Annotated in this window: 21 protein-coding genes; 7 read left to right on the forward strand and 14 right to left on the reverse strand. The window is 63.9% G+C overall.

Annotated elements, in window-relative coordinates:
• Positions 1 to 275: 275 nt before the first annotated feature.
• The 3 genes from AB0N59_RS01880 to AB0N59_RS01890 form a co-directional block, all read right to left on the reverse strand.
• Positions 276 to 1,610 (reverse strand): hypothetical protein, encoded by a 1,335-nt coding sequence (locus AB0N59_RS01880; protein ID WP_363477925.1) that lies wholly within the window; start codon positions 1,608 to 1,610, stop codon positions 276 to 278.
• Positions 1,611 to 1,750: 140 nt separating this feature from the next.
• Positions 1,751 to 2,896 carry a site-specific integrase gene (locus AB0N59_RS01885; RefSeq protein WP_101847444.1) on the reverse strand — a complete coding sequence of 382 codons (1,146 nt, stop codon included), beginning with the start codon at positions 2,894 to 2,896 and terminating at the stop codon, positions 1,751 to 1,753.
• Positions 2,896 to 3,630: a helix-turn-helix domain-containing protein gene (locus tag AB0N59_RS01890; RefSeq protein WP_101847445.1), complete on the reverse strand. Its 735-nt coding sequence runs from the start codon at positions 3,628 to 3,630 to the stop codon at positions 2,896 to 2,898. The genes AB0N59_RS01885 and AB0N59_RS01890 overlap by 1 nt, the downstream gene beginning before the upstream one ends.
• Positions 3,631 to 3,714: 84 nt before the next feature.
• Between AB0N59_RS01890 and AB0N59_RS01895 the strand changes: the two genes are divergently transcribed.
• The 4 genes from AB0N59_RS01895 to AB0N59_RS01910 all read left to right on the forward strand — a co-directional run bounded on the left by AB0N59_RS01895 (position 3,715) and on the right by AB0N59_RS01910 (position 10,545).
• Positions 3,715 to 3,909, forward strand: a complete 195-nt coding sequence (locus tag AB0N59_RS01895; RefSeq protein WP_101847446.1) for a helix-turn-helix domain-containing protein — start codon at positions 3,715 to 3,717, stop codon at positions 3,907 to 3,909.
• A gap of 110 nt (positions 3,910 to 4,019) precedes the next feature.
• Complete coding sequence (locus AB0N59_RS01900) at positions 4,020 to 6,029, forward strand: phage/plasmid primase, P4 family (protein WP_363477930.1); 2,010 nt, start codon at positions 4,020 to 4,022, stop codon at positions 6,027 to 6,029.
• Positions 6,030 to 9,034: 3,005 nt separating this feature from the next.
• The gene (locus AB0N59_RS01905; protein ID WP_363477933.1) at positions 9,035 to 9,286 is read left to right on the forward strand and encodes a hypothetical protein; all 252 of its coding nucleotides are present in this window, start codon (positions 9,035 to 9,037) and stop codon (positions 9,284 to 9,286) included.
• Between the two features lie 419 nt (positions 9,287 to 9,705).
• Complete coding sequence (locus tag AB0N59_RS01910; RefSeq protein ID WP_363477936.1) at positions 9,706 to 10,545, forward strand: metallophosphoesterase; 840 nt, start codon at positions 9,706 to 9,708, stop codon at positions 10,543 to 10,545.
• Between the two features lie 46 nt (positions 10,546 to 10,591).
• On the opposite strand, the gene AB0N59_RS01915 is transcribed toward AB0N59_RS01910, so the two are convergent.
• The 7 genes from AB0N59_RS01915 to AB0N59_RS01945 all read right to left on the reverse strand — a co-directional run bounded on the left by AB0N59_RS01915 (position 10,592) and on the right by AB0N59_RS01945 (position 15,482).
• Positions 10,592 to 10,909 (reverse strand): hypothetical protein, encoded by a 318-nt coding sequence (locus AB0N59_RS01915; RefSeq protein WP_363477939.1) that lies wholly within the window; start codon positions 10,907 to 10,909, stop codon positions 10,592 to 10,594.
• Positions 10,910 to 10,969: 60 nt separating this feature from the next.
• Positions 10,970 to 11,206: a hypothetical protein gene (locus AB0N59_RS01920; RefSeq protein WP_363477942.1), complete on the reverse strand. Its 237-nt coding sequence runs from the start codon at positions 11,204 to 11,206 to the stop codon at positions 10,970 to 10,972.
• Between the two features lie 620 nt (positions 11,207 to 11,826).
• Positions 11,827 to 12,171, reverse strand: coding sequence for a hypothetical protein (locus AB0N59_RS01925; RefSeq protein WP_363477945.1), 345 nt, complete (start codon positions 12,169 to 12,171; stop codon positions 11,827 to 11,829).
• Positions 12,171 to 12,629, reverse strand: coding sequence for a prevent-host-death protein (locus tag AB0N59_RS01930; protein ID WP_363477948.1), 459 nt, complete (start codon positions 12,627 to 12,629; stop codon positions 12,171 to 12,173). The genes AB0N59_RS01925 and AB0N59_RS01930 overlap by 1 nt, the downstream gene beginning before the upstream one ends.
• 188 nt (positions 12,630 to 12,817) lie before the next feature.
• On the reverse strand, positions 12,818 to 13,402 hold the full coding sequence (locus AB0N59_RS01935) for a DNA-binding protein (protein WP_363477951.1): 585 nt from the start codon (positions 13,400 to 13,402) through the stop codon (positions 12,818 to 12,820).
• Positions 13,403 to 14,316: 914 nt separating this feature from the next.
• Positions 14,317 to 14,604, reverse strand: a complete 288-nt coding sequence (locus tag AB0N59_RS01940; protein ID WP_363477954.1) for a hypothetical protein — start codon at positions 14,602 to 14,604, stop codon at positions 14,317 to 14,319.
• Positions 14,605 to 14,864: 260 nt separating this feature from the next.
• A complete protein-coding gene (locus AB0N59_RS01945) occupies positions 14,865 to 15,482 on the reverse strand; it encodes a GIY-YIG nuclease family protein (protein WP_363477957.1) in 618 nt (205 codons plus the stop codon).
• Between the two features lie 9 nt (positions 15,483 to 15,491).
• Here AB0N59_RS01945 and AB0N59_RS01950 point away from each other — a divergent pair, with 9 nt between their 5' ends.
• Positions 15,492 to 15,809 (forward strand): helix-turn-helix transcriptional regulator, encoded by a 318-nt coding sequence (locus AB0N59_RS01950; protein ID WP_363477960.1) that lies wholly within the window; start codon positions 15,492 to 15,494, stop codon positions 15,807 to 15,809.
• A 2-nt stretch (positions 15,810 to 15,811) separates the two neighbouring features.
• On the opposite strand, the gene AB0N59_RS01955 is transcribed toward AB0N59_RS01950, so the two are convergent.
• From AB0N59_RS01955 to AB0N59_RS01970, 4 genes are all read right to left on the reverse strand, one after another.
• Positions 15,812 to 16,492, reverse strand: coding sequence for an RES family NAD+ phosphorylase (locus tag AB0N59_RS01955; protein ID WP_363477963.1), 681 nt, complete (start codon positions 16,490 to 16,492; stop codon positions 15,812 to 15,814).
• Positions 16,474 to 17,085: a hypothetical protein gene (locus AB0N59_RS01960; protein WP_363477966.1), complete on the reverse strand. Its 612-nt coding sequence runs from the start codon at positions 17,083 to 17,085 to the stop codon at positions 16,474 to 16,476. Before AB0N59_RS01960 ends, AB0N59_RS01955 begins: the two co-directional genes overlap by 19 nt.
• Before the next feature lie 103 nt (positions 17,086 to 17,188).
• Entirely contained in the window at positions 17,189 to 17,464 is a 276-nt protein-coding gene (locus AB0N59_RS01965; protein ID WP_363477969.1) for a hypothetical protein, read from the reverse strand.
• 39 nt (positions 17,465 to 17,503) lie between these two features.
• On the reverse strand, positions 17,504 to 18,394 hold the full coding sequence (locus AB0N59_RS01970) for a nuclease-related domain-containing protein (RefSeq protein ID WP_363477971.1): 891 nt from the start codon (positions 18,392 to 18,394) through the stop codon (positions 17,504 to 17,506).
• An 83-nt stretch (positions 18,395 to 18,477) separates the two neighbouring features.
• Between AB0N59_RS01970 and AB0N59_RS01975 the strand changes: the two genes are divergently transcribed.
• Positions 18,478 to 18,810 (forward strand): hypothetical protein, encoded by a 333-nt coding sequence (locus tag AB0N59_RS01975; RefSeq protein WP_363477974.1) that lies wholly within the window; start codon positions 18,478 to 18,480, stop codon positions 18,808 to 18,810.
• A 62-nt stretch (positions 18,811 to 18,872) separates the two neighbouring features.
• Positions 18,873 to 19,151, forward strand: coding sequence for a hypothetical protein (locus tag AB0N59_RS01980; RefSeq protein WP_363477977.1), 279 nt, complete (start codon positions 18,873 to 18,875; stop codon positions 19,149 to 19,151).
• Positions 19,152 to 19,162 lie beyond the last annotated feature (11 nt).

Below are 19,162 nucleotides of genomic sequence, written 5' to 3' on the forward strand. Positions count from 1 at the left end.
TATCTCCGAGTGTCTTCAGTCAAGCGCCCCGCATTAACCCCGCACTTTGGAAATCGTACTTTCGCTCAGTCGGGCCTGCATCACCGCTCAGCCGACTGCGACCTGAGCGACCTTGCGGAGCAAGCGATCGGGCTCATGCTCGCGCGCTGCGATCGAACCTACACGGCGACATCCCTCGCGCACCCGAGTCAGACCACCACTCGACAGGCTGGGTCTAAGTGGACCATCGGGTGCGGGATTAGGAGTCCACGCTCGCTCTGGCTCACCGCAGCACTTCAATCGAGAGCGATGAACTGCGAGCTCAGCTGGTCACGCTGGAGGAGATTCTCCAACGTCGCTGCCGGAACGCCGATCTTCAAACCGATCCAGAACCTCAGAACGAGGAGGTTCTCGCGCAGCGTGTTCAGGAGGTCGAGGGAATCGGGCATCGCCCGGTCCACATGCTTGGACCCCATATAGGCGGCGTAGCTTCTCTCGATCCAGCCTTCGACATCATCGAGCGGCACCAACTCCATGTCCGCAAGGATCACGCGGAGGCCGGGCTTGAAGTTCATCTGCTTCCGGCGGTTGAGATGCGCCCCATCATTCTTCCGAAGATCGATCATGTAGCCGAGAGCTTCTAAGGCGATGCCGCTGTGGACGACACTGCTGATGCCCCACGGCTCGTCCGAGTACAGGACGCGCGCCATCGCGTCGATCACTTGCTTGTAGTCTCGCCTGATTCGCAACCACCGCTTGATCCCGCGCGGTCCGACATCGGCGAACGGGAAGAGGAACCGAGGCCCCTCTTTCCAGGCCTCGTGCTTGACGAGGCGGTGAGTGGCAACCTTGCGCCACTGGGGATCGCTGTAAGTATCCGCACCGGTACGCACTCGGTCGTTATCGATCTGCACTTCGATGCTGTTGAAGCCGAATGGCTCCCAGGCGGAGATCGCTGCGAGGTCAAGCACTGCTCCGTGCAAGTCGAGGTGGTCATCCCAGGCGCGTCGGTCTCGAACGAGTGTCTGCAATTGCACGACTTCTTCCGCGCTGAACCGCCCTCGAGGGTTGTCGGTACGCCAGTGCAAGTGCATTCCGAGGTTCATCGCACCGGCCAGTCGGATGTCTGCGGGTGACTCCAAGTCCATCCGCACCGATTTTGCACGACGTCGATCGTCTCGTTGCACGTCAACGCGGATCCCGCTCAGCCTGGTCCAGGCGGCGACTCCAGGTGCGTCAGTGCGGAGTCCATTGATCTGCTCGTAGTCGAGCCATTGGCCGTCGACGACCGCGAAATTCGCAACAAGCTTGCCGTGCCCACTGCCTCCGCCGGTCGTGCGAGAGTCGGTTGATCGACAGCCGACGAGTACGAGAGTGCCGTAGCTGTCTCGGAATCCTAGCGAGCGAGGAGGCTCGTAGCTGCGTCGAGTGCGGTCCGGGTCATCCATGTGCATGACGCTGCGTCCCCACCAGCGTTCGTAGCGTTCGCTCAGCCGGACTGCGGGATCGACGACGAGCGTGAGCTCCAATGACGAGCCGTTATCCAAGAACATCGCGACCGGTGCCTCGTCAGAGCCACTGCCGTCGACCATCACGCCGAGACGAGGTGTGCCCGCCGATACCTCGCCCACATCCGCCCCTTCCCGTACGCCAGCTCCGGCGACGAGTCCTGGAGAACCCTAGCCCTGCTACAGCCCAGGCTCGACAGCAGTCTCCTACGCATCTGACGGATAGTCACTCTAGGCGTGGCGACTTCTTGCATACAGACGTTCTAGATGAGCCCTTTCAGCGACGCGTCCAAGACTCCCGCTGCCTTACTCGAGCCCCTGAGTGTGTTCATGTACACGTCCTGAGTCATGCTCGGGTTCTCATGGCCGAGATAGTCGGCGATCTCTGTGGCGGATAGCCCAGCTTTGTCGAGGATCGTGGCTACCGTCTTCCGAAAAGCATGGGTGGACAAGCCCGGGTATCCCAGGCTCTCGCGTCGGTCTCGAAGCTCCCGCTGCGTGTTCGAGGGGTCCCTAGGTCGCATCAGCGGGGTCGGGAAGATGAGGCTAGTGGCGTCGCGCAGCACCGCGTGGCGTTTGCGCAGCAGGCTCATCGTCGCCTCCGGCAGGTGCGTCGTACGCGCAGCTTTATCGGTCTTCCCAAACTCCTGCCGGACGATACCCTTCCCCTTCACACGCACGTTCTGCGCGACAACGGAGGCGGTGCCGGCGGCGAAATCGACGGCGTCTGCTTCGAGCGCGCATACCTCGGCGACGCGCCACCCGGATGCGAGCATGAACGTGATCAGGTCAACCGTGTCCCACTCGACGAGCTTCTCGTCAGCACGAACGCGCTCGAGGAATGTAGGCAGCTCGTCCAGCGGAATCGCCGTGCTCCCCTTCTTCTTCCTCTGGGTGACGCGTTCGAGCTCACGCACAGGGTTGTGCGACAGAGCGCCGTTACGCACCGCCAGGCCGAGCATGCCGCTCAGGGCCGATCGGCAGTTCTTCGCCGCCCCAGGACCAGCCTCCTTCTCCACGGCGTTGAGGAACTTCTGCAGCCGCTCAGGCGTGGCTTCCGCGACCGAGAGATCGCCGATCCGTGGCGTGATGTGCGCGGTCACTGCATAGCCGTACGTCTCCAGCGTCCCTTCCGAGCGGCCCAACTCGCGCCTGGACTCCAAAAACCTGTGGCCGAGGGCGCGTAGGTGCGTCGTCGGCTTTAGCTCGCCACCACGGGCGGCCTCGATCGTGGTCAGCGCGTGCTTCAGCGCGGCTGTCGCCTTAGCTCTACTGGGCGCGTGCTTCTCGATCTGCCGAGACTTTCCGTCGGCGAACCGGTAGCGAGCCCGGGCACGCCATTTTCCCGGCTGCACTTCAGCCACATTGATGGTGCCGTACGTTCCGATTGGCAACCGCGGCCTTCCCATCAGTCGTCGCCTTCGATGGATGCGCGGATCTCGTCGACCAGGATGCGGGTAACGCGCCCGCGTCCCTGCGGCGTGCTGTCTTCACCAGCACGATGCAGGGCCTCCACCTCGAGCGAATGACCCCAGAGTTTCGCTGCGTGCTGCTGAAGTAGTAGCGGCTGCACGCCGAGCTTCTTCGCCGCTCGTGACTCGGCGAGGCTGTACCGCTTTGGGACCGAGCTCGGGACGGGATCAGCGTCAGGAGGCTGGTTCATGGCATCCCACAATGCGTCGACCTGCTCACGCCGCTGTCGAGAGTTGAGTGCGCCCTTGGGCGCCATCGCCGCGACCTCTATCTCATCGCTCTCGTTCCCCTCACCCTGGTCCGCTACGTGCACAAAGTCGACGCCATGCAGTTCGACTGGCACGCCGGACAGAACCCTTTCGAGCCAGGTGCGCCGCACGGGTTGGTCAGGGCGTCCTACAAATGGTCGATCGACGAGGTCTGCCTCGCTCACCAGATCCGCCAGCCGAACAGGCTCGCCAGAAAGACGCCCCAGGACCAGCGCCAAGGTCAGCAGGGTCGGGAGCGTGGGTGCTGCCTTACCCGCTTCGATGGCCTGCACGCTTGACAGACTCCATGTCGCGCCGAACTCACGCCCGGCGGTGGCGACGGAGTCCATGGTGAGACCGTGCGTTCGACGGTAACTGCGGAGGAATCTTCCTACAGCTTCCGCGATCGATATTGCTTCCATACCGAGAGGTTACCAGACTCTTATAGCGTGTGCTACGGTCATTCACACGCAACAAGACTCTGGTAACTCGAAGAATGGATCAGCATGACTCACCCCAAGAACACCCTTCTCGACGCAAAGGACCTTTCCGCTCAGATCGGCATGTCGGTTTCGACGATCTACCGCAAGCGTTCGCTTGGTGAGCCCTTGCCACGCGCCCTGAAAATCGGCAGCGCGGTGAGGTGGAGACAGACCGAGGTCGACCTCTGGCTTGAGGGCCAGCTTGAGCAAGCGGTGTGACCGCGGCACCACATCCAACGAAAGCGCCCCCGGCGATGCCGAGGCGCTTTCTCAGAGAACAAACTCCAGCCGACGAGTTGCAGCTCGTCCGATAGCCGAAGGAACTACCTATGACAGTAGCGTTTGAGGACGCCCAGCCCGATGCTGATGATTCGCCCCTCACGAGCGACGACTCGATCACGACCATCGATTACGACCGGTCGTACAGCTCTGATGACGCACCGCGGACCGCAGTTGGCTCCATTCCGCAGACGTGGGGCCGGGCTCAGCGGATCCGGCATGTCACCGAGGAGTATCTCGACGAGCTCAGCGGTTACGCCCTCGGCGAGTTGCCGCCGGCACTCGATGCGAACTCCGCACTTCTCGCAAGAACTACCGAAGCGTGTGTTGTGTCGGTGACGAAGGACGATAAGGCTCGCCCGATCTATGTCGCCGGTGGCCGCCCTACCAGCCTCACCGCTTGGCAGATCGCGATGCTCACCGCACGGTGGAATCGAATCCGACGAATCGCCCATGCGGGCCTGGCCGACAAGTCGCGGGATGAGCTTCGCGTGTATCAGGTCTCGGGCGCAGACAAGGGCCTCTTCGTCGCCGACGAGTCACAGCTCCGATTGCTCGTGCGGGCATTCGATCAGGACATCAATGACACAAAGATGAGGGAGGTCATCGGCCACATCTACGACAGCGCACTTCGCGTGGAGAAGAACTCCGATCCAGACGCCATCCCGTGCAAGTCTCGCGTGTTTGATTTCCGCACCAAGACGCAGCGTGAGTACGACCCCGAGCGGGACGTCTTCACCTCCAAGCTCGCGGTCGACTGCCCCTTGAGCGAACCACAGGAGCCCACTCGCACGATTGCCGGCTCCGGCGAGTGGACATTCTCTAGCTGGCTGCTGGGTCTGTTTGAAGGGCTCCCCGACGCCGAGGAAGTGGCGCACACCGTCTGGGAGATCATCAGCGCGGCCGCGCGGCCGGGAGTTCGCTGGGGCAAAGCAGCGTTCTTCCACAGCGTCCGTGGGAACTCCGGCAAAGGAACGCTGCTGGAGATGATCGAGAACCTCTTTGGAGTTGGCTCCCCTGCATGCTGCTCAATCCCGCTGGACCAATGGGGCGGGCCCGGCAACGAGTTCAAGCTCGAGCCCCTACTGAACGCCATCGTTGTCTTGGTCGACGAAAACAACGTCGGCGAGCATCTTCCCTTCTTGGCAGCGCTCAAAGCCGCAGTGACCGGCGACCGTCTGTCGATCAACCGCAAGAACCAGAAGGTGATCATGATTCGTTTCCGCGGACTCATCATCCAGTGCGTCAACGCGCTACCCAACACGAAGGACAAGTCAGGGTCGTTCTCACGTAGACAGCTGTTCGTCCCCTTCCAGAAGAGCTTCACGGGCGCCGAGGTCCCGGAGATCAAGAACGAGTTTCTTCGCGACCCCGAAGTCCTCGAGTTCGTGCTCTGGCGCGCGCTTCACATGTCGCACTACACCCTCTCGGAACCCACGTCTTGCCGGGCACTGCTCGAAGACGCGAAAACCCGAAACGACTTGGTTCACGAATTCTGGCAAGAGGTTCGCAAGCTGTTCGTGTGGGATCTCCTCCCGTTCGCCTTCTTGTATCAGCTCTTCGAGGCATGGCGAGAGCGGGAAAACGCTGGCAGCCGTCCCCTCAACAAGCAGACGTTCATCGACCGCCTCCTCGAGGCAGTCCACGATGATGACCTTTGGATCTGCGAGGACAGGACGAAGGTGATCAACGCAGCCAGGAAGATGGACGGAAACGAGCCCCTACTGAGGGAGTACGACGTGCCTAGCGACGCCTGGAATATGACCGCATCCACGTACAAGGGCATCCGGCTCCGCGACCAGAAACTACCGAACGACCCCACCGAACTGGCGGCACTCCGGGACGCGGACATCGACGATTGGCATCGCAGCGCGTTCGACGATGACGGCGTCGAGGATAAGAGCCACGTCGCAGATCATGCGAGCCACCGGCGAGCTGGCCAACCCTGTCCCTGCCAGCAGCAGTGGTACAAGCCCGAACCTCGGTTGACTGCGGCCGTGAGGCGCTCCCAGCGGATCGATGCCGCCCTGGCACATGCTGTGCCCCCGCTCGTCGCCTGAGCGCCCGGGTGCAGGACGCCTACGCGTCCTGCACCCTGCCCCTCCTCGAACGCAATGCTCGGCAGCAAAGGGCAGAGCAGGTCCAGCAAGTTACGTCTGCTTGCGTCGAGTTACCAGATAGGTCGCTCGCGGTAACCGCGGAACCGTTCAAGAATCAGGCGACTCGAGCCACAAGTTACATGATTACATAGTTACAGGAAGAGCAGCAGAATATTGGAGTTGCGCTGTCGCACCGCTAGGGAGCGAACCTCGGGCCAAATGAGCCATCCAGCGGTAACGGCTAATCCGAAGCGCGTTTTCTCGATCTGACCTCGCATAATTCCGGTTACTCGGCGAAGGACAGATTCGTAACTCACCGCGCTTGCCACATAAGAGCCGCAGAGCATCCAACGCGATTGACGTTCGTGCACCAACATCCGCGCAGGGCGTGTGCCCGGCCCACTCGAGCCGACAACGGACCATTGGCGAATTGGGGCACCGCGTGTTCGGTGGCGCGCGTCGGTGGGCAACCACCCATCGGCGTGCTGGACGGTCGCGGTCGGCGTAAGTCCGTCGGATGCGACCACCGTCCGACCTCCATGCAACATCCGGCGCTACAGCAGTGCGACACCTGTACAACGTCCGGCGCCACCGCAGTGCGACAGCCGTACACGCCCGCCGCGACCCAATGCAACACCCGAAGCGACCAGCCCTTACAGGGGTTGCACAAAGCGCAGGTACAGGGAAGCAAAGCTCAGGTCAAACTCGAATTCACTCTTTCGCTGACCATGGCCTTCCGTTCAACCCTTTCTCCATGATGATCAGCCATCACGGTGACGCAGAGGCGTACCTGGAGGGGTGCAGGTACGTGCAGGTACACCCTCTACCAAGCGCACGGCAGTGGAAGGGCGAGGCCGCATCCCGCTGGCCGAGCGCTAGACCTATCCGCTTCACCCCTCACTCCCGTCTTCCGTACGCTCGCGACGTGCGGAGAGGCGGTACCCCGTATCTCGATCGCTCCGAGGCGTCATGACGATGCATACGCGTGCCCCGACGGGTGCATCAACAGCGAGCGTGCCGAGCACCTTCGCGTCGGACAGTTACCGGAATTGTTTCTGGAATCATTCCTGGAATGATTCCAGAAACGATTCCCTCGCTGATTGTGACCGCGATGTGCAGCTAGCACCAGTGCCTTCAGCGGCGTCCTCAGGCGGAGCACATGGGCCGGCACACGTGGTCTTGGAAGAGCACCGATCGCAGTCCGTGAGGACGGCGATCGGCGAGGAGCGAAGCTCCAAAGTAGGAGCCCGAGGAGCAACGCGACGAGCGGTGAGCAAAGACGGATGATTAGCGCAGCGTCTAGCGACCGCGCCGAGCGAAAGGCCGTCGGCTTCGCCGACCAGCGGGCAAGATTCACCGTAGCGAAGCGGAGGGAAACGCAGCCCGGTGCCAGCCTCTCTTATGCTCTTTTGCTCTTTCTCCCCCGCTGAGGAGCTTCAGCGACGAAACGGGTTCACTTCTGCTTCTGCATCGCAGGAAAAGGACGAGCCCAGCACCATCGTCAACACCCTCACTCAGCTCGGCTTCAGCCGGGCAGGTGTTGTCGCACGTCCGTTTCCTGCGGGTAGTCGGGGTCGAGCTGTCAACACGGGTCTAGCTCCTATTGGCCCGTGATGACAGCGATCGAGCGAAGCGACGAAGCGCCTGTTCACAGCTTTCACACTCTGCTTGTTCTTCCCCGACGCGGGGGCGGGCACGCACCCGCTTTCGCTTCTGCTGGAGCGCAGGTCGAAGCGAAGGCGGAGACCTCTCGTTGCCCATCAACCATGGGGACATCGTCCGTGTCCCCATGGCGAAATCGCTTGTCCCCATGGCGTTCCATGGGGACATCGGGGCGGTTCTCGCGCGTAATTACGCGGAATGCTTGTCCCCCTAGTTTTCGAGGTAGTGGCACCGGGGGGACAACGGTCTCCGGGAGCGAGGCGTCGCCTCTCTTGGTCGCGCTTTCGTGTATCCGTAGTGCCGCCAGTTGCCGAGTTCATTGCGTGCCCCGAGCGGCCGTTCGTTCGCATCATCCGGGACGGAGGCGCTGTCGTCGCCCCCTCTCCCCTCAGATCGAGTTTCGGCTGCACCACGGATCCGGCCCCGGTCACAAGAGCTGGTGCGCAGAAGCAGTTGACGTGACCTTCGGGATCCTCCTGCACCGCCGCACATTCCCTCGAACTGCGGAAATGGGTGCCCGCCAAGCGGGTGCTCCGTGACCGCCCGCTGCCCACGCACGGGACACGCTCGAGCTGAAGGCAGGTTGCCCGCCCGCCACTCGTCGCAGAGGACCGCCGGCCGGCCCCCTGGGGGCCCCCCTCTGACCTACGGTTGCCCACTCCCCGCCCCCTAGGATCTATTCGGGCCGCGGTCCCGCGAGTGGCCGGGCGGTGGACACGCCCCGGCTCGAGGCCGGGCAGTGTCGTCCCCGTCGTGCCCACCAATAGGACCGCCGTGTCCGACGAGCGGGTATGGGGTGACCAGTGTTCCAGGCGCGATCTCCTGCCAACCACAGCCCAGGTCATCGCCCGGATGCGTATCGGCGCTCGATGCGCGGATCGAACGAGCGAGCGTTCAGAAGGCAGCGGTTCGAGCGCCCTTCCTCGTCTTCCGCGTGTCGCGCAATTTCTAGTCATCTATGAGCACTCTCGTTCAGTGCTTGCGCGCGCTGGTTCTCCGCTCCCGTGATATCGCCGGCCGCGCGCGTACTTTGGGGGCATGATCCCGTCCCATCTCGTCGGCATCGAGCTACGTGCGCGGTTGAGACGCACCGCCCTCCTCAAGCCGTACGAGTCGTCCTTCGCGCACGACGAGCCACTCTTTCCTATGGCCCCGACCGCTCCTGCGCTTGTCCGGCTCGTTACCTTGCCGAGCACGCGCCGAGTGTCCGGCCTTACGACGGGGGCAACCTCAACGAGCTCAAGCACGCAATCGACTCCGCGAGTTGGCGCGGAGGGTTCCCGCGGGACGGAGAGGACTCTCGAATGACTAGCAGCGCATGGCGGCAAGAATGGCCCACTTACCGAGTTCGACTCATCGACATCACCGCTCGCCATCTCGTCGATGGGCAAGCCCGTGCCAGTCGCGGCGAGCTGCCCGGCTGGAACGACATAACGCCGGAGCATCAGAGCAACTTCAGCGACACGGTCGCCGCCGTCTTCGTCGCTCAGGCTCGAGCGTTCGAAGAGATCGCGTCAGACAGCGGGAACGATCAAGACTGGCGCGCATATGAGTGAGGGAACGGCCCGGAGCGCGAAAGCTGTCAGCCTCGTGGAAGGATCATCGACTCGGCCAGGACGGCCGAGCAAAGGCCCTCGGGATGCCATCTTGATTCGACCCAGCCGCGAGCTCGGCGCCCTCCTTCGACATGAGGGGCGTCGCAACCGCATGACAGCGGGCGAGCGGGTCGTCACGCTCCTCGCAGAGCATTTCGAGCTACCGCATTTCAGGCCAGAGCCATCGCTACGGAATCCTGATCGGTACTGCACTCGACCCAATGTCACCAACGGCAGAGATTCAATCCTCGTGCGGCTACCGGTCGAGTTCGGCCATCTCATTAAAGAGCGTGCACGGAACGCTGAGCTGAACTACGGCGCCTATGTCCTCGTGATGCTTGAACTCGCGCTTGCCGCTCAGCACAAGCAACGTCGATGCGATGCCTGCGGAGCGCCGATTCGGGGAGGGGGCGATCTTGGAAAGTGAAACGCAGTCGTTCGACCTCGCCGACGAGCGTGTGTGGGTCGTCGGAGACCTGCATGGCAACGCACGGTGGATTCAAACGCTCTTCCCCGCTATGCGCCGATTTGACCCGACGATCCGCACCGTCCTCCAGGTAGGCGACTACGGCTTCGATCACGACGGTCGCGGCACACACGCCGTGGACTTCTGGGCAAGGAAAGCCGGCATCGAGCGAGTGCTGGTGACGCTCGGCAACCACGAAGCCTGGGATCGCATCGCGCCCGCGCAAGCGAGGGCTCCTGGTCGCGCAATCCGGGTGAGCGAAGTCGTGTGGCTTCTTCCCAGACCGTTCAGAATGACAATCGCAGACCGCAAGGTCCTCTCCCTCGGCGGCGCATCCAGTGTGGACAAAGCCATCCGCACCCCTGGTAAAGACTGGTTCGAAGAGGAGCTAATCACTCAGGCAATGGAGACACGAGCGATCCTCGGCGGACGTGCCGATCTCCTGCTCACACACGAGGCACCGGTCAATGCAGCCCCCGAGGTGCGTGCAATCATCGCCAGCAACCCTGACGGATATCCCCCGGATGCGCTGGCGATCTCGGCCGCCCAGCGCCAGCGTGTGCAGCGGGTGAGCAACGCGGTCAGACCCGTCCTCCATTTCCATGGCCACATGCACACGTACGGCACCGCTGAGCTCGGGGACGGGCGACGCGTGGTCAGCCTCGATCGCGACACGCGTGTAGGCAACGCTGGCGTTCTCGATCTGGTGACGTTGACCTTCGAGCCGCTTCGAGGAGACCATCGCGGCCGGTAAGGACCGCGGCGCTTGGTCGGGCGCGACGGGCGGAAGGTGAGCAGGTTCACTCGTCGAGTTGCACGGCGTTGCCCCACACCCAGCATCGGTACGTCTGCCCGGCGGCTTTGAACTCGATGCCGGCGGCGAGAGCGGTGGAGCGGATGATCCGCGCGTCGACGCGGACCGACTCGGGGCCGAATCTCACCCATGCCCGCACGCGGCGTTGTGCATCCCACGGGTAGATCGTCATCGGCTGGGCATTCGCCTCGCGTTCGCGTTCTGTGAGCGTCTGCAGCGGCCCGTGCTTCGCGGCGTCGACGATCGCCTGATCGTGCATTCGCTTCTCGGTCGCCGCCTCACGAAACGCTGATGGTCGTCCCATGGCCGGTCTGTCCTTCCTCCGGCCGAGAGCTTAGATCCTACGTCCGACGCCGCGTGGCTACTAGGGAGTAGCCACCCAGTCGAGGAATTCGCGCATGTCGTCGGGGGTGACATCGATTCCGTGCTCGGCTGCACGACTTAGAGCTTCGTCAACCATCTCGTCGGTGATTTCATCGGTGATCGTCGTGAGACCGACCTCGGCCAGCACGTCCGCTCGCTCCTGCTCCGATGCGCCGGTCCATAGTTGCTTCATCGTCTCGACATCGACATACGACTGCGAAGTCGTCGGCTCAGTCATCGGGCTCGCGATAGGCGTCGGCAGTGTCTGTGACGTAGTCGCAGCAGGCGTCGTAGGTGCAGGCGCGGGTGCAGAGCATCCGGTCAGCACGCACACGGAGAGCAGAAGCAGGATCGTCCGACGCATGCCGCGAGTATAGGCACCGCAATCAAGCTGTAGGACGCGCGTTCTAACCACCGTGGACACTGGGTCCCCCGAAGTCGGGCGGCATCTCGACGTCATCGAGCAACTGCAGGTGGCCGCAGTGAGGACACACGAACGCGTGCGGCTCCGCACGCATCACAATGTCGCACTCCGGACAGTGCGGCTGCACGGCGAAATCGTCCACCCGACAAGCGTATGCCCGTCACCAGACGCCGATTCGCTCTCATCCGCGGAAAAACAGGGCTACGCGCCGATAGTCCGGACAATGTGCGATTACCGGCGACTATGAACCCACCCCTTGAAGTGAGATGGGGCTGAGTTGAGATTAACACTCGGAGGCGCGAAACCGCTGGGATGCGCGCGGGAACGGGGCCGAGCCGGATCACGACTGCTGCCGGATGGCCGCGAGCATGCGAATGAGTCGCCCCCTGTGCGGCAGGGGGCGACTCTGGCTTGCACCGGCGCTGGGAGAAGAACTACTTCGTCGCGTTCGGGTGGTGCGTGTGCACCTGTTCGACGAACACGTCGCGTCCGACGACGTAGAACCAGATCCGAGCATCACCCTGCTGGGTTGGCTTGTGCTGCCAGCGCTCGTACGTTGCGCTCTCGCGCTGAATGAACCGCAGCTCGCCCTTCAGAGGATAGTTCGCCGGCGTGCGTTCCGTAGGCGAGCGCGTGAGGAAGTCCCAGGAATCCGCCATCGGGTTTCGGATGGTGGCGCATAGATCGCGCCAGCCTTTCCGAGCGCCGGCTGAAGTAAAGCGAATCGTGTACTCACTCCTCTTCGTCGGCCGGGGAACCAGGTCGTCCTTAGCCGCCATCAGGGGCGCGCTACCGGTTCATCGTCATCGAGCCACTCGACAGAGGCTGAGCCAAGGCCTGCGGCGATCGCGGTCGCCGTCTCGCGCCAAGACGTGAGCTCCGCAATCGCGAGATGCGGCTGACCTGTCGAGAACGAGGCCCGAGCCGCGTCCACGAGATCCTGAGCGCACATCACCCGATCAGCTTCGGATAGAGCAAGCATCCAGGGAAAGCGATCCGCCATCCGGGAGGCCAGCGTTCCATGATCATCGAGGGTGACGGTGATGAGGTCGGCGGCGAATTGCAGCAGAGAGGCACGAGCGTCCGCCTCTCGCTGAGACATCAGCACGAGGGGTTCACCGTCGCGGCGGGTGATCTGGACGACGTGATCCTCAGCCTCAGCGAACACGTCAGCCGAGCGCTTGCTCAACTCTGACGAGCGCCGAGTCGTAGTGCGATGGTCGTTGATCAGAGTCATGAGTTCATTCTATTCGGAACGTGTTCGGAAGTCGAACGGGCGTCCGTCGACTCGTCCCCTCGCCGAGCTGGCGCAGAGGGCGAAACAGCGTGATCAGCAACAGGTTCGCAGCCACGCCGAAGACAAGAGCGACGAGCATCATGATCACGTCACAGGGGTGCGTGGCCGAAGGCAGAGGCGAAGCGGGACTACTCGGTCTCGTCGGCGGACGGGATCCTGCTCACCAGGGCCTCGATGGTGTTGCGGTTCGCTTCGGCGGCCGCTCGCTCTTCGATGATCTGCTTCTCGAGCTCAGCGATGACCCGGTTCTTCTCTTCGAGCTCTGCCACTGCCTGCGCCCTCTCGGCCCGTGTGGCCTCGATCTCGGCTTCGAGCGCCGCCTTCGCGGCGGCGTGTGCCTCGGCAGCCATCGTCGCAGCGCGCTCGGTGGCGTCGAGGCTCTCGACGAGCTCGGCGATTTCCCGCTCCTGCAGCGCTTTTTGCTCGTGCCATTCGCGCTCTATAGCCGCATGGGAGGCGCTTGCGAGCTGAGAGGCCTCCGCCCACATAAGACCTGCGACACGCTGAGTCTGCTCGAAGAGGCTCGGTGGCAGCGAGGCGATGCTCTCACTAGCAGCGAGCTTCCCTTCTCGCCAGGTCCGCAGGAAGCGAGTCGCATCCCCGTTGTTCACGCCGGCGCGAGCGCGGACCGTGACGACGGTGGGCTTGCCGCCTTCGCGTTCGATCTCCTCGGCCGCGGCGTGTACGCGTGCTTCAACGCTCGTCTCGGACACAGCGACTCCCAACGGTAGGAATAGTATTACTGGTAATACTACTAATACTACTCGCGAATGGATAGACCCAGGAGGAGTACGTTCAGGCGTATGAGCCCATGGAGCACACTCGGCCTTGCAGCATGGCTTACTGCGGGCGCAGTCAGCCTGGGGTTGGGCGCGGCGGCCCTGAGCAGCCGCTGCCGCGTCCGCCCCGAAGCGATCGCAGCGCCATCGCGAAGGGTGCCCAGCGAAGCTGAACGGCGGATTGCCGCGCGCATTCGAGTGCGCACCGACCGCGCGCTCGGCGTTGACACACCGCAGTGGATCAGGGATCTTGCTGAAACCTCTGATCAGAACCGACGTAGGGGCGGTAGTCACGCGGTCAGTGATCTGCAACGCCGCACAGCCGAGGGCACGGCTGATCCGATCAGCCCCCGCGAGCGTGAACAGCTCAAGCAGCTCCAAGACGTCTACGCCCGCCGTTTCGGCAAGAGGCCGGGTAAGCGGATGGGGTCTTGACCAACGGACGGTCCTCAAGATCGATCTGTTAAGGCCGAGCTTTGCGCGCGCCTTGGGAGCGGATACTTTGGGCATCGTGGGGGAACTGAGATACGGCGACTCTGACGCTCCGATCAAGATCGACGATCGGACACTCGCTCACCTGCAAGCAGTCGTCGTAGCGAAGCTGCGCCGCCACGAGTGCTTCACCGTATCGTGGCGGCATGACAGTCAAAGTGCACCTGGCCGATCCACCATTTGGGTTCATCCCGCCATCCCCCTCCGCTTCGTATTCGACGACGGCGAGCCGGAGCACCTGAACCTTGAATGGCTGCAGCGCCTCATGCAGTCAGCGAACAGCACCGGCGGAATCCAGCTTGTCGAAGAGCCAGCGTCCGGGGACTGGCTACTCGAGGGGCGCAACCCCGAATGACTCACACGCGCCCATCGACGACGACGAAAGCGACGCCGTCCTCGTGCTGCCACTCGGTGAGGACCTTCAGCGGTCGCTGATCGAGCTCGTCGCGAAGAGCTGAGATGTCAGCGGCGTTGAACTCCCAGGCGCGGGCGCCACCGCGCCCCTTGTACGGTGCGCCGGCGTACACGTTCAACCGGCAGGCGCCGCTCGCGAAGTGCACGCACCTCGGCAGGGCTCGGCCTGCAGCCTTATCAGCATCCGTCGGATAGCCGAGGTGATCGCCGTAGCTGATGCCGGCGCGCACGAGCTCGACGACCTGGTCGAGCGCCTCGAGGTGGGCGGGTGTCGGGTACGACGGTCGGCCGGCAGCGAGCAGGGCGTCGTAGCGGTTCAGCCGCTCGCGCTGTTCGAGCCGATGGGCGCGCTCGAGCGCCGAGAACTCGGTGTCGATGTCGTTGATCTTCTGGCGAAGCTCGGTGATCTCCGCGGTGTCGTGCGCCTTCCGTTTCGTATTTACTTCTATGTATTTGGCGGAACCGTATGTATTCGGGGCGGGGTCTCTCCTCAGACCGAGGGCTGCCAGGCAGCAGCCTCCGCGGCCATCTCGGACCGAGCTCGGCTGAGCCGGGTAAGTCTGCGCGGATTCTTGTCGAGGTTGATGGGTGGCGCGAAGTGCTCGATCACCGCGGTCTCTACCTGACCAAGCGGCATCGTCATGCCCTGAGGAGCCGGCCAGACAGCGAGTGTTAGGCGCTGATGCATCCATTCGTTCAGGCGCGTATCGCCGCCGTCAGCGAGAGCGTAATTGGCGAAGCGCTCGGGTTTCGCAGGGTTGCGAGGTATGGCGTGCAGGTTCAGCTCATCGCGAAGGAGAGCGGCGAAAGAGCGGCGCACGGTCGAGCCGCCCGTGCGCGGCGTCGACTTCGGGTTCGTGGCGAAGTGACCGTTGAGGTCGCGAGAGGCCAGGCTTCTTTCCGCCTTGCCGACGTACAGCGGCTCGTTGAGCCTCGGCTCGAGCTGGAGATCGCGCCACGCCTGCTCGTCACCAAAGATGGCGTACAGACCAGCGGCAGGAGGCACATGAACAGAAGCTTCTGCGACCGCCCACCGCTCCGTCGTGAGCGCTTCAAGGGCGTCCGCAATGAGAGCCTCGACGGGCACCGGGGGCTGGTTCATGAGCATGAGAGCATCATGCACGATGAGCGTCCCGGAGTGCTGCTCGAGCACGCGCTGGACCGGTACGAGTACCCTGGCGACATGGCACGCATGTCATCGGCAGCAGCAGCGCACATCGGCGCGCGGATCAGCACCGCTCGGAAGAACCGCTCCATGAGTGTCGACGAGCTCGCCGTCGCCAGCAAGATCGACTCGTCGAACATCCGCGGCTACGAGGCGGGCCGCGCTCTGATGAACGTGCAGTCGCTCGTGCGGATCGCCGAGGCGCTCGAGGTTGAGGCGGGGGTTCTGCTGGAAGGGGTCAGCTCAGCGATGTTCGCGCAGGAGCGGTGAAGTCAGCTGAGCAGCAGCTCGACCTTCACGAGCGCGCAATACGCTGAAAGCCAGCGGAAGCCGGGCCCTGGGCGATCGAAGGGGCCGAGACCGTCGGAGGTCTCCTGCAGCTCCGACTCGGCCACACGGTCGCCGAACAACACGTACGCCTCAGCGGTGTTCTCGCGCGCGCTCATCCACGCCAGACCTTCGAAGCCGGCGGCGTGAGCAGCCTGCGCCCACAGCACGGTCTGCGCGTAGACGTCACCGCTGGTGGCGGTGAGATCCTGCGGCGCCACGCTCAGTCGTCTGAGACCGGCCCCCATGAGCTTCGCGAGGCGCACGTCTCGCTGAAGCACGAGCGTCGTTTCCCGCCGGCCGTGATACTTCACGCGGCTGAGCCGCCCTCCCTGGAGCGGGACATCATGCAGAAGCGTCTCGCACACGGCTGCTTCGGCCGTAGAGGCTGCGTAGAGCACCGGGACGATCCCTGCGGAAGGATCACCGGCGTCGGTGAAGTGCGCGAATCGGGTTGGGCCTCCCATTCCGGGATTGAACGCACCCGCGGGGAACGATCCATGCACGCGATGCAGGACGCTCCCCGCGGTGAGCACATGCTCGAGCGCGTCGAAGGGAACGGGCGGAGGCGGGACAAAGGTGGTCGGTGCAGCGGGAGTGCCCGCGCTCACCACTCGACGCTCCATGAACGACGAGCGACATCAAGCAGCTGGTCGCCATCGTTCGTGTGATCTGCAGGCCGATCGCCGCCGAAGTAGGTGGTCGGCGACATCATCCAGAAGAGCACATCGGCTGCGCCCATGCTGTGCTCCCCGGCCAGTTCCAGTAGCGGCTTCACCCACGACCGGATGGCCCCGGTCGATCGATCGAACTGGAAGCCTGGGTACAGGTAGCCGTTGTTGCGGACAACGCCCAGAAGCTCTCCGCGGTTGCGGCGGATGGAGGCGAACTCGCGATTGCTCTTGCTGGCGCCCAGCAGTTCGCCGACCTCGCTGGACTTCAGGAGGCCGAACTCATCGGCGATCTCACGCCAGACGTTCTCTGTCGCCTGGGCGGCGCGAGCGGTTGCCGGATCGACGACCGAGCGCAGACCGGAGAGGGCCTTCGTGAGCTCATGCGTCGCGACACTGTCGTCGACACCGCGCACCTTGACCAGGAAGCCGATTCCGAGATCGGCATGGGCCAGAATCTGTTCTTCGATGAGTTCGTCATCGGTGGCCGCAAGGACTTCGATCGCGTGGCGGATCTCTTCTTCAGGGTATGAAGCGAGCGAGGACATCTGACGCTCCTAACGGTCGAGTCTGAATGTGAGAAACGCTAGCACGCGGAGCTGAACGCCGCCAGAGTATCTGCGCTCTGCGAACCGCCTCTGGTCGCCAGGATCACACGGCTGCGGGATATCGAGGCGTCGATCCCGCGGCGATCAGGCTGGCGGCGCTCTCGACGTGATCTGCCATGCGCCCATCGCGGTGACAGGCGGGCTGCATGTGGCCCTTCTCGCTCGCACAGCGCGGGCAGCGCTGCGGCAGAGACGAGAAGCGGTTGGCGTAGTGCCGGCGGGCGCCGCAGTCGTCGCAGACCCAGGTGCCGCATGCGGGGCAGTGCGTGGCGGTACTCGTGCTGGCGGTGGTGGCGGTGATAGCGGTGCTGAGGGTCACGGTCGGGCCTTCCTGTTGTGCGCCGCGCGGACCGAGTGGCTAGGCCACTGGGAAGCTTCCGGCGATGCGGGCATGCACGGCATCGATGTCGATGCTCTGCGGTGGTGCGTCGGCGATGCGCTTGATCAGCAGACGCGGCCAGAGGACATGGACGCCGTCGACGGTGAAGCTGCCGCCGATCATCGGCCAGTCAGCGTCCAGGAAGCAGAGTGCTCCGTGAACGGGGATGGATGGGTCGTCGAGCGCAGTCGTGACGAGGGCGACCTGCTTGCGGACTCCGTCGACGAGCTTCGTGCCGTCGCGCCCGCCGATGCGCAGGCTCTCCACGCGGGGTCGGAGGATCCCGCCCTCGACGTGGAGTGCAGGCCGCTTGTCCTTGTACCGCTTCGCGTCGATGATCCAGACGCCGGACGGCGCGACGACGATGTGGTCGATGTTCGCGCGAGTGCCGGGGATGCGCCGGTCGTGAAGAGCGCGGGCAGGGGCGGGAAGCTGCTCGAGCCTCGCTGCGAGCTTCTCCTCGCCGATCGCACCGCCCTCCCATGCCCGCGTGCTCTGCGGCTCGTCCGACAGAGTCAGGATGAGCCCGCCGAGCTTCGGGTGCTTCTCGCGGATGCGCTGCTCGCGGCTATCGCGGCGGCGCTCGTACTCACGGCGCGCTGAAGCACCGGCAGTTCCGGCCGTGGCGATGGGGGTCTCGGGAGTCTCGGGTGCCTCTTCGACTAGCTCTCGGGCGGCGGTGCGCGGAGGGGTGAAGTCACGAGAAGGCTCAGTGCGGGTCGGGCAGGCGATACAGCGCACGCGCCGCGCAGCACGCTCGTACACGGCAGCCTCACCGGCGGGCAGTGCTGCGCCGCAGAGATGACAGATGCCGGCGAAACGAAGCCGCATCCGCTTCTCATCGGGCGCGGCAGTGTGCTCGGTCGTCATGGCGGGAACCTATCAGTGAGGGGCGACAGGCCTGCCGGCCATGAGCGTTACGTCGGCGGTGAGCGTGAGAGTACGGTGGGCGCATGGACACAGGGGCTTTCGCAGCGGTGCTGCTCGCGCCCGTGGTGGTCCTCGTTGCGCTGGGGATCGCCGTTGCTGTGGCTATGGCCGTCGTCCTGACAGCGTGGGGGCTCTCGAGCATCGCGACGCGCGCGATCATCGACGCCGTCCAGCGCCGCAGGGCACGCTCAGGCGACCGGCTGCAGGAGGGTCGGACCCGCGGGGTCGACGGTGCGGGAGTGCTGACCTTGCGATCGACGATGTGTTCCCGGATGGTGCTCGCGACGTCCGATGAGGTCTGCTCGAGCATCTCGAGGGTCTCGCCTGGAATCATGACGCGCAGAAGTCGCTATTGACGCACAACCCCGGCGGGACGACAATTCGCGCATCGGAAGTATCCACTGGGGAAGGAACTGTCATGACCGCTTCAACCGATCAGATCAACACGTTCGCAAACGACCAGGCGCCCGCCGTGGAGCGAGCCGCCAAGCTCATCCTGGATCGGGTCGACTTCAATGCGATGCTCGCCGAGGCCGGAGTCGACCTCACAGGCGCGGATGCCGTCACCATCGAGTTCGTCACCGATGTCGACGAGATCGGCACGATGAAGAAGCGCCCTGGCGATGGCAAGGGATGCATCACCATCTGCGTGGGGTGGGGGCCGGCCAAAGTGTGCTGGAAGAACTGCGACGACTGACCTGCAGCGGA

The organism is Microbacterium sp. NPDC089321 (assembly GCF_040684935.1).
Taxonomy (GTDB): Bacteria; Actinomycetota; Actinomycetes; order Actinomycetales; family Microbacteriaceae; genus Microbacterium.

Bases quoted from the DNA above. Each gene is read 5' to 3' on its own strand.
- AB0N59_RS01980 (WP_363477977.1), top strand. From the start codon at position 18,873: ATGACCGCTTCAACCGATCAGATCAACACGTTCGCAAACGACCAGGCG.
- AB0N59_RS01955 (WP_363477963.1), bottom strand. From the start codon at position 16,492: ATGGAGCGTCGAGTGGTGAGCGCGGGCACTCCCGCTGCACCGACCACC.
- AB0N59_RS01975 (WP_363477974.1), top strand. From the start codon at position 18,478: ATGGACACAGGGGCTTTCGCAGCGGTGCTGCTCGCGCCCGTGGTGGTC.
- AB0N59_RS01890 (WP_101847445.1), bottom strand. From the start codon at position 3,630: ATGGAAGCAATATCGATCGCGGAAGCTGTAGGAAGATTCCTCCGCAGT.
- AB0N59_RS01885 (WP_101847444.1), bottom strand. From the start codon at position 2,896: ATGGGAAGGCCGCGGTTGCCAATCGGAACGTACGGCACCATCAATGTG.
- AB0N59_RS01905 (WP_363477933.1), top strand. From the start codon at position 9,035: ATGACTAGCAGCGCATGGCGGCAAGAATGGCCCACTTACCGAGTTCGA.
- AB0N59_RS01900 (WP_363477930.1), top strand. From the start codon at position 4,020: ATGACAGTAGCGTTTGAGGACGCCCAGCCCGATGCTGATGATTCGCCC.
- AB0N59_RS01925 (WP_363477945.1), bottom strand. From the start codon at position 12,171: ATGGCGGCTAAGGACGACCTGGTTCCCCGGCCGACGAAGAGGAGTGAG.
- AB0N59_RS01970 (WP_363477971.1), bottom strand. From the start codon at position 18,394: ATGACGACCGAGCACACTGCCGCGCCCGATGAGAAGCGGATGCGGCTT.
- AB0N59_RS01960 (WP_363477966.1), bottom strand. From the start codon at position 17,085: ATGTCCTCGCTCGCTTCATACCCTGAAGAAGAGATCCGCCACGCGATC.
- AB0N59_RS01945 (WP_363477957.1), bottom strand. From the start codon at position 15,482: ATGCTCATGAACCAGCCCCCGGTGCCCGTCGAGGCTCTCATTGCGGAC.
- AB0N59_RS01920 (WP_363477942.1), bottom strand. From the start codon at position 11,206: ATGACTGAGCCGACGACTTCGCAGTCGTATGTCGATGTCGAGACGATG.
- AB0N59_RS01895 (WP_101847446.1), top strand. From the start codon at position 3,715: ATGACTCACCCCAAGAACACCCTTCTCGACGCAAAGGACCTTTCCGCT.
- AB0N59_RS01930 (WP_363477948.1), bottom strand. From the start codon at position 12,629: ATGACTCTGATCAACGACCATCGCACTACGACTCGGCGCTCGTCAGAG.
- AB0N59_RS01910 (WP_363477936.1), top strand. From the start codon at position 9,706: ATGCCTGCGGAGCGCCGATTCGGGGAGGGGGCGATCTTGGAAAGTGAA.
- AB0N59_RS01915 (WP_363477939.1), bottom strand. From the start codon at position 10,909: ATGGGACGACCATCAGCGTTTCGTGAGGCGGCGACCGAGAAGCGAATG.
- AB0N59_RS01950 (WP_363477960.1), top strand. From the start codon at position 15,492: ATGCACGATGAGCGTCCCGGAGTGCTGCTCGAGCACGCGCTGGACCGG.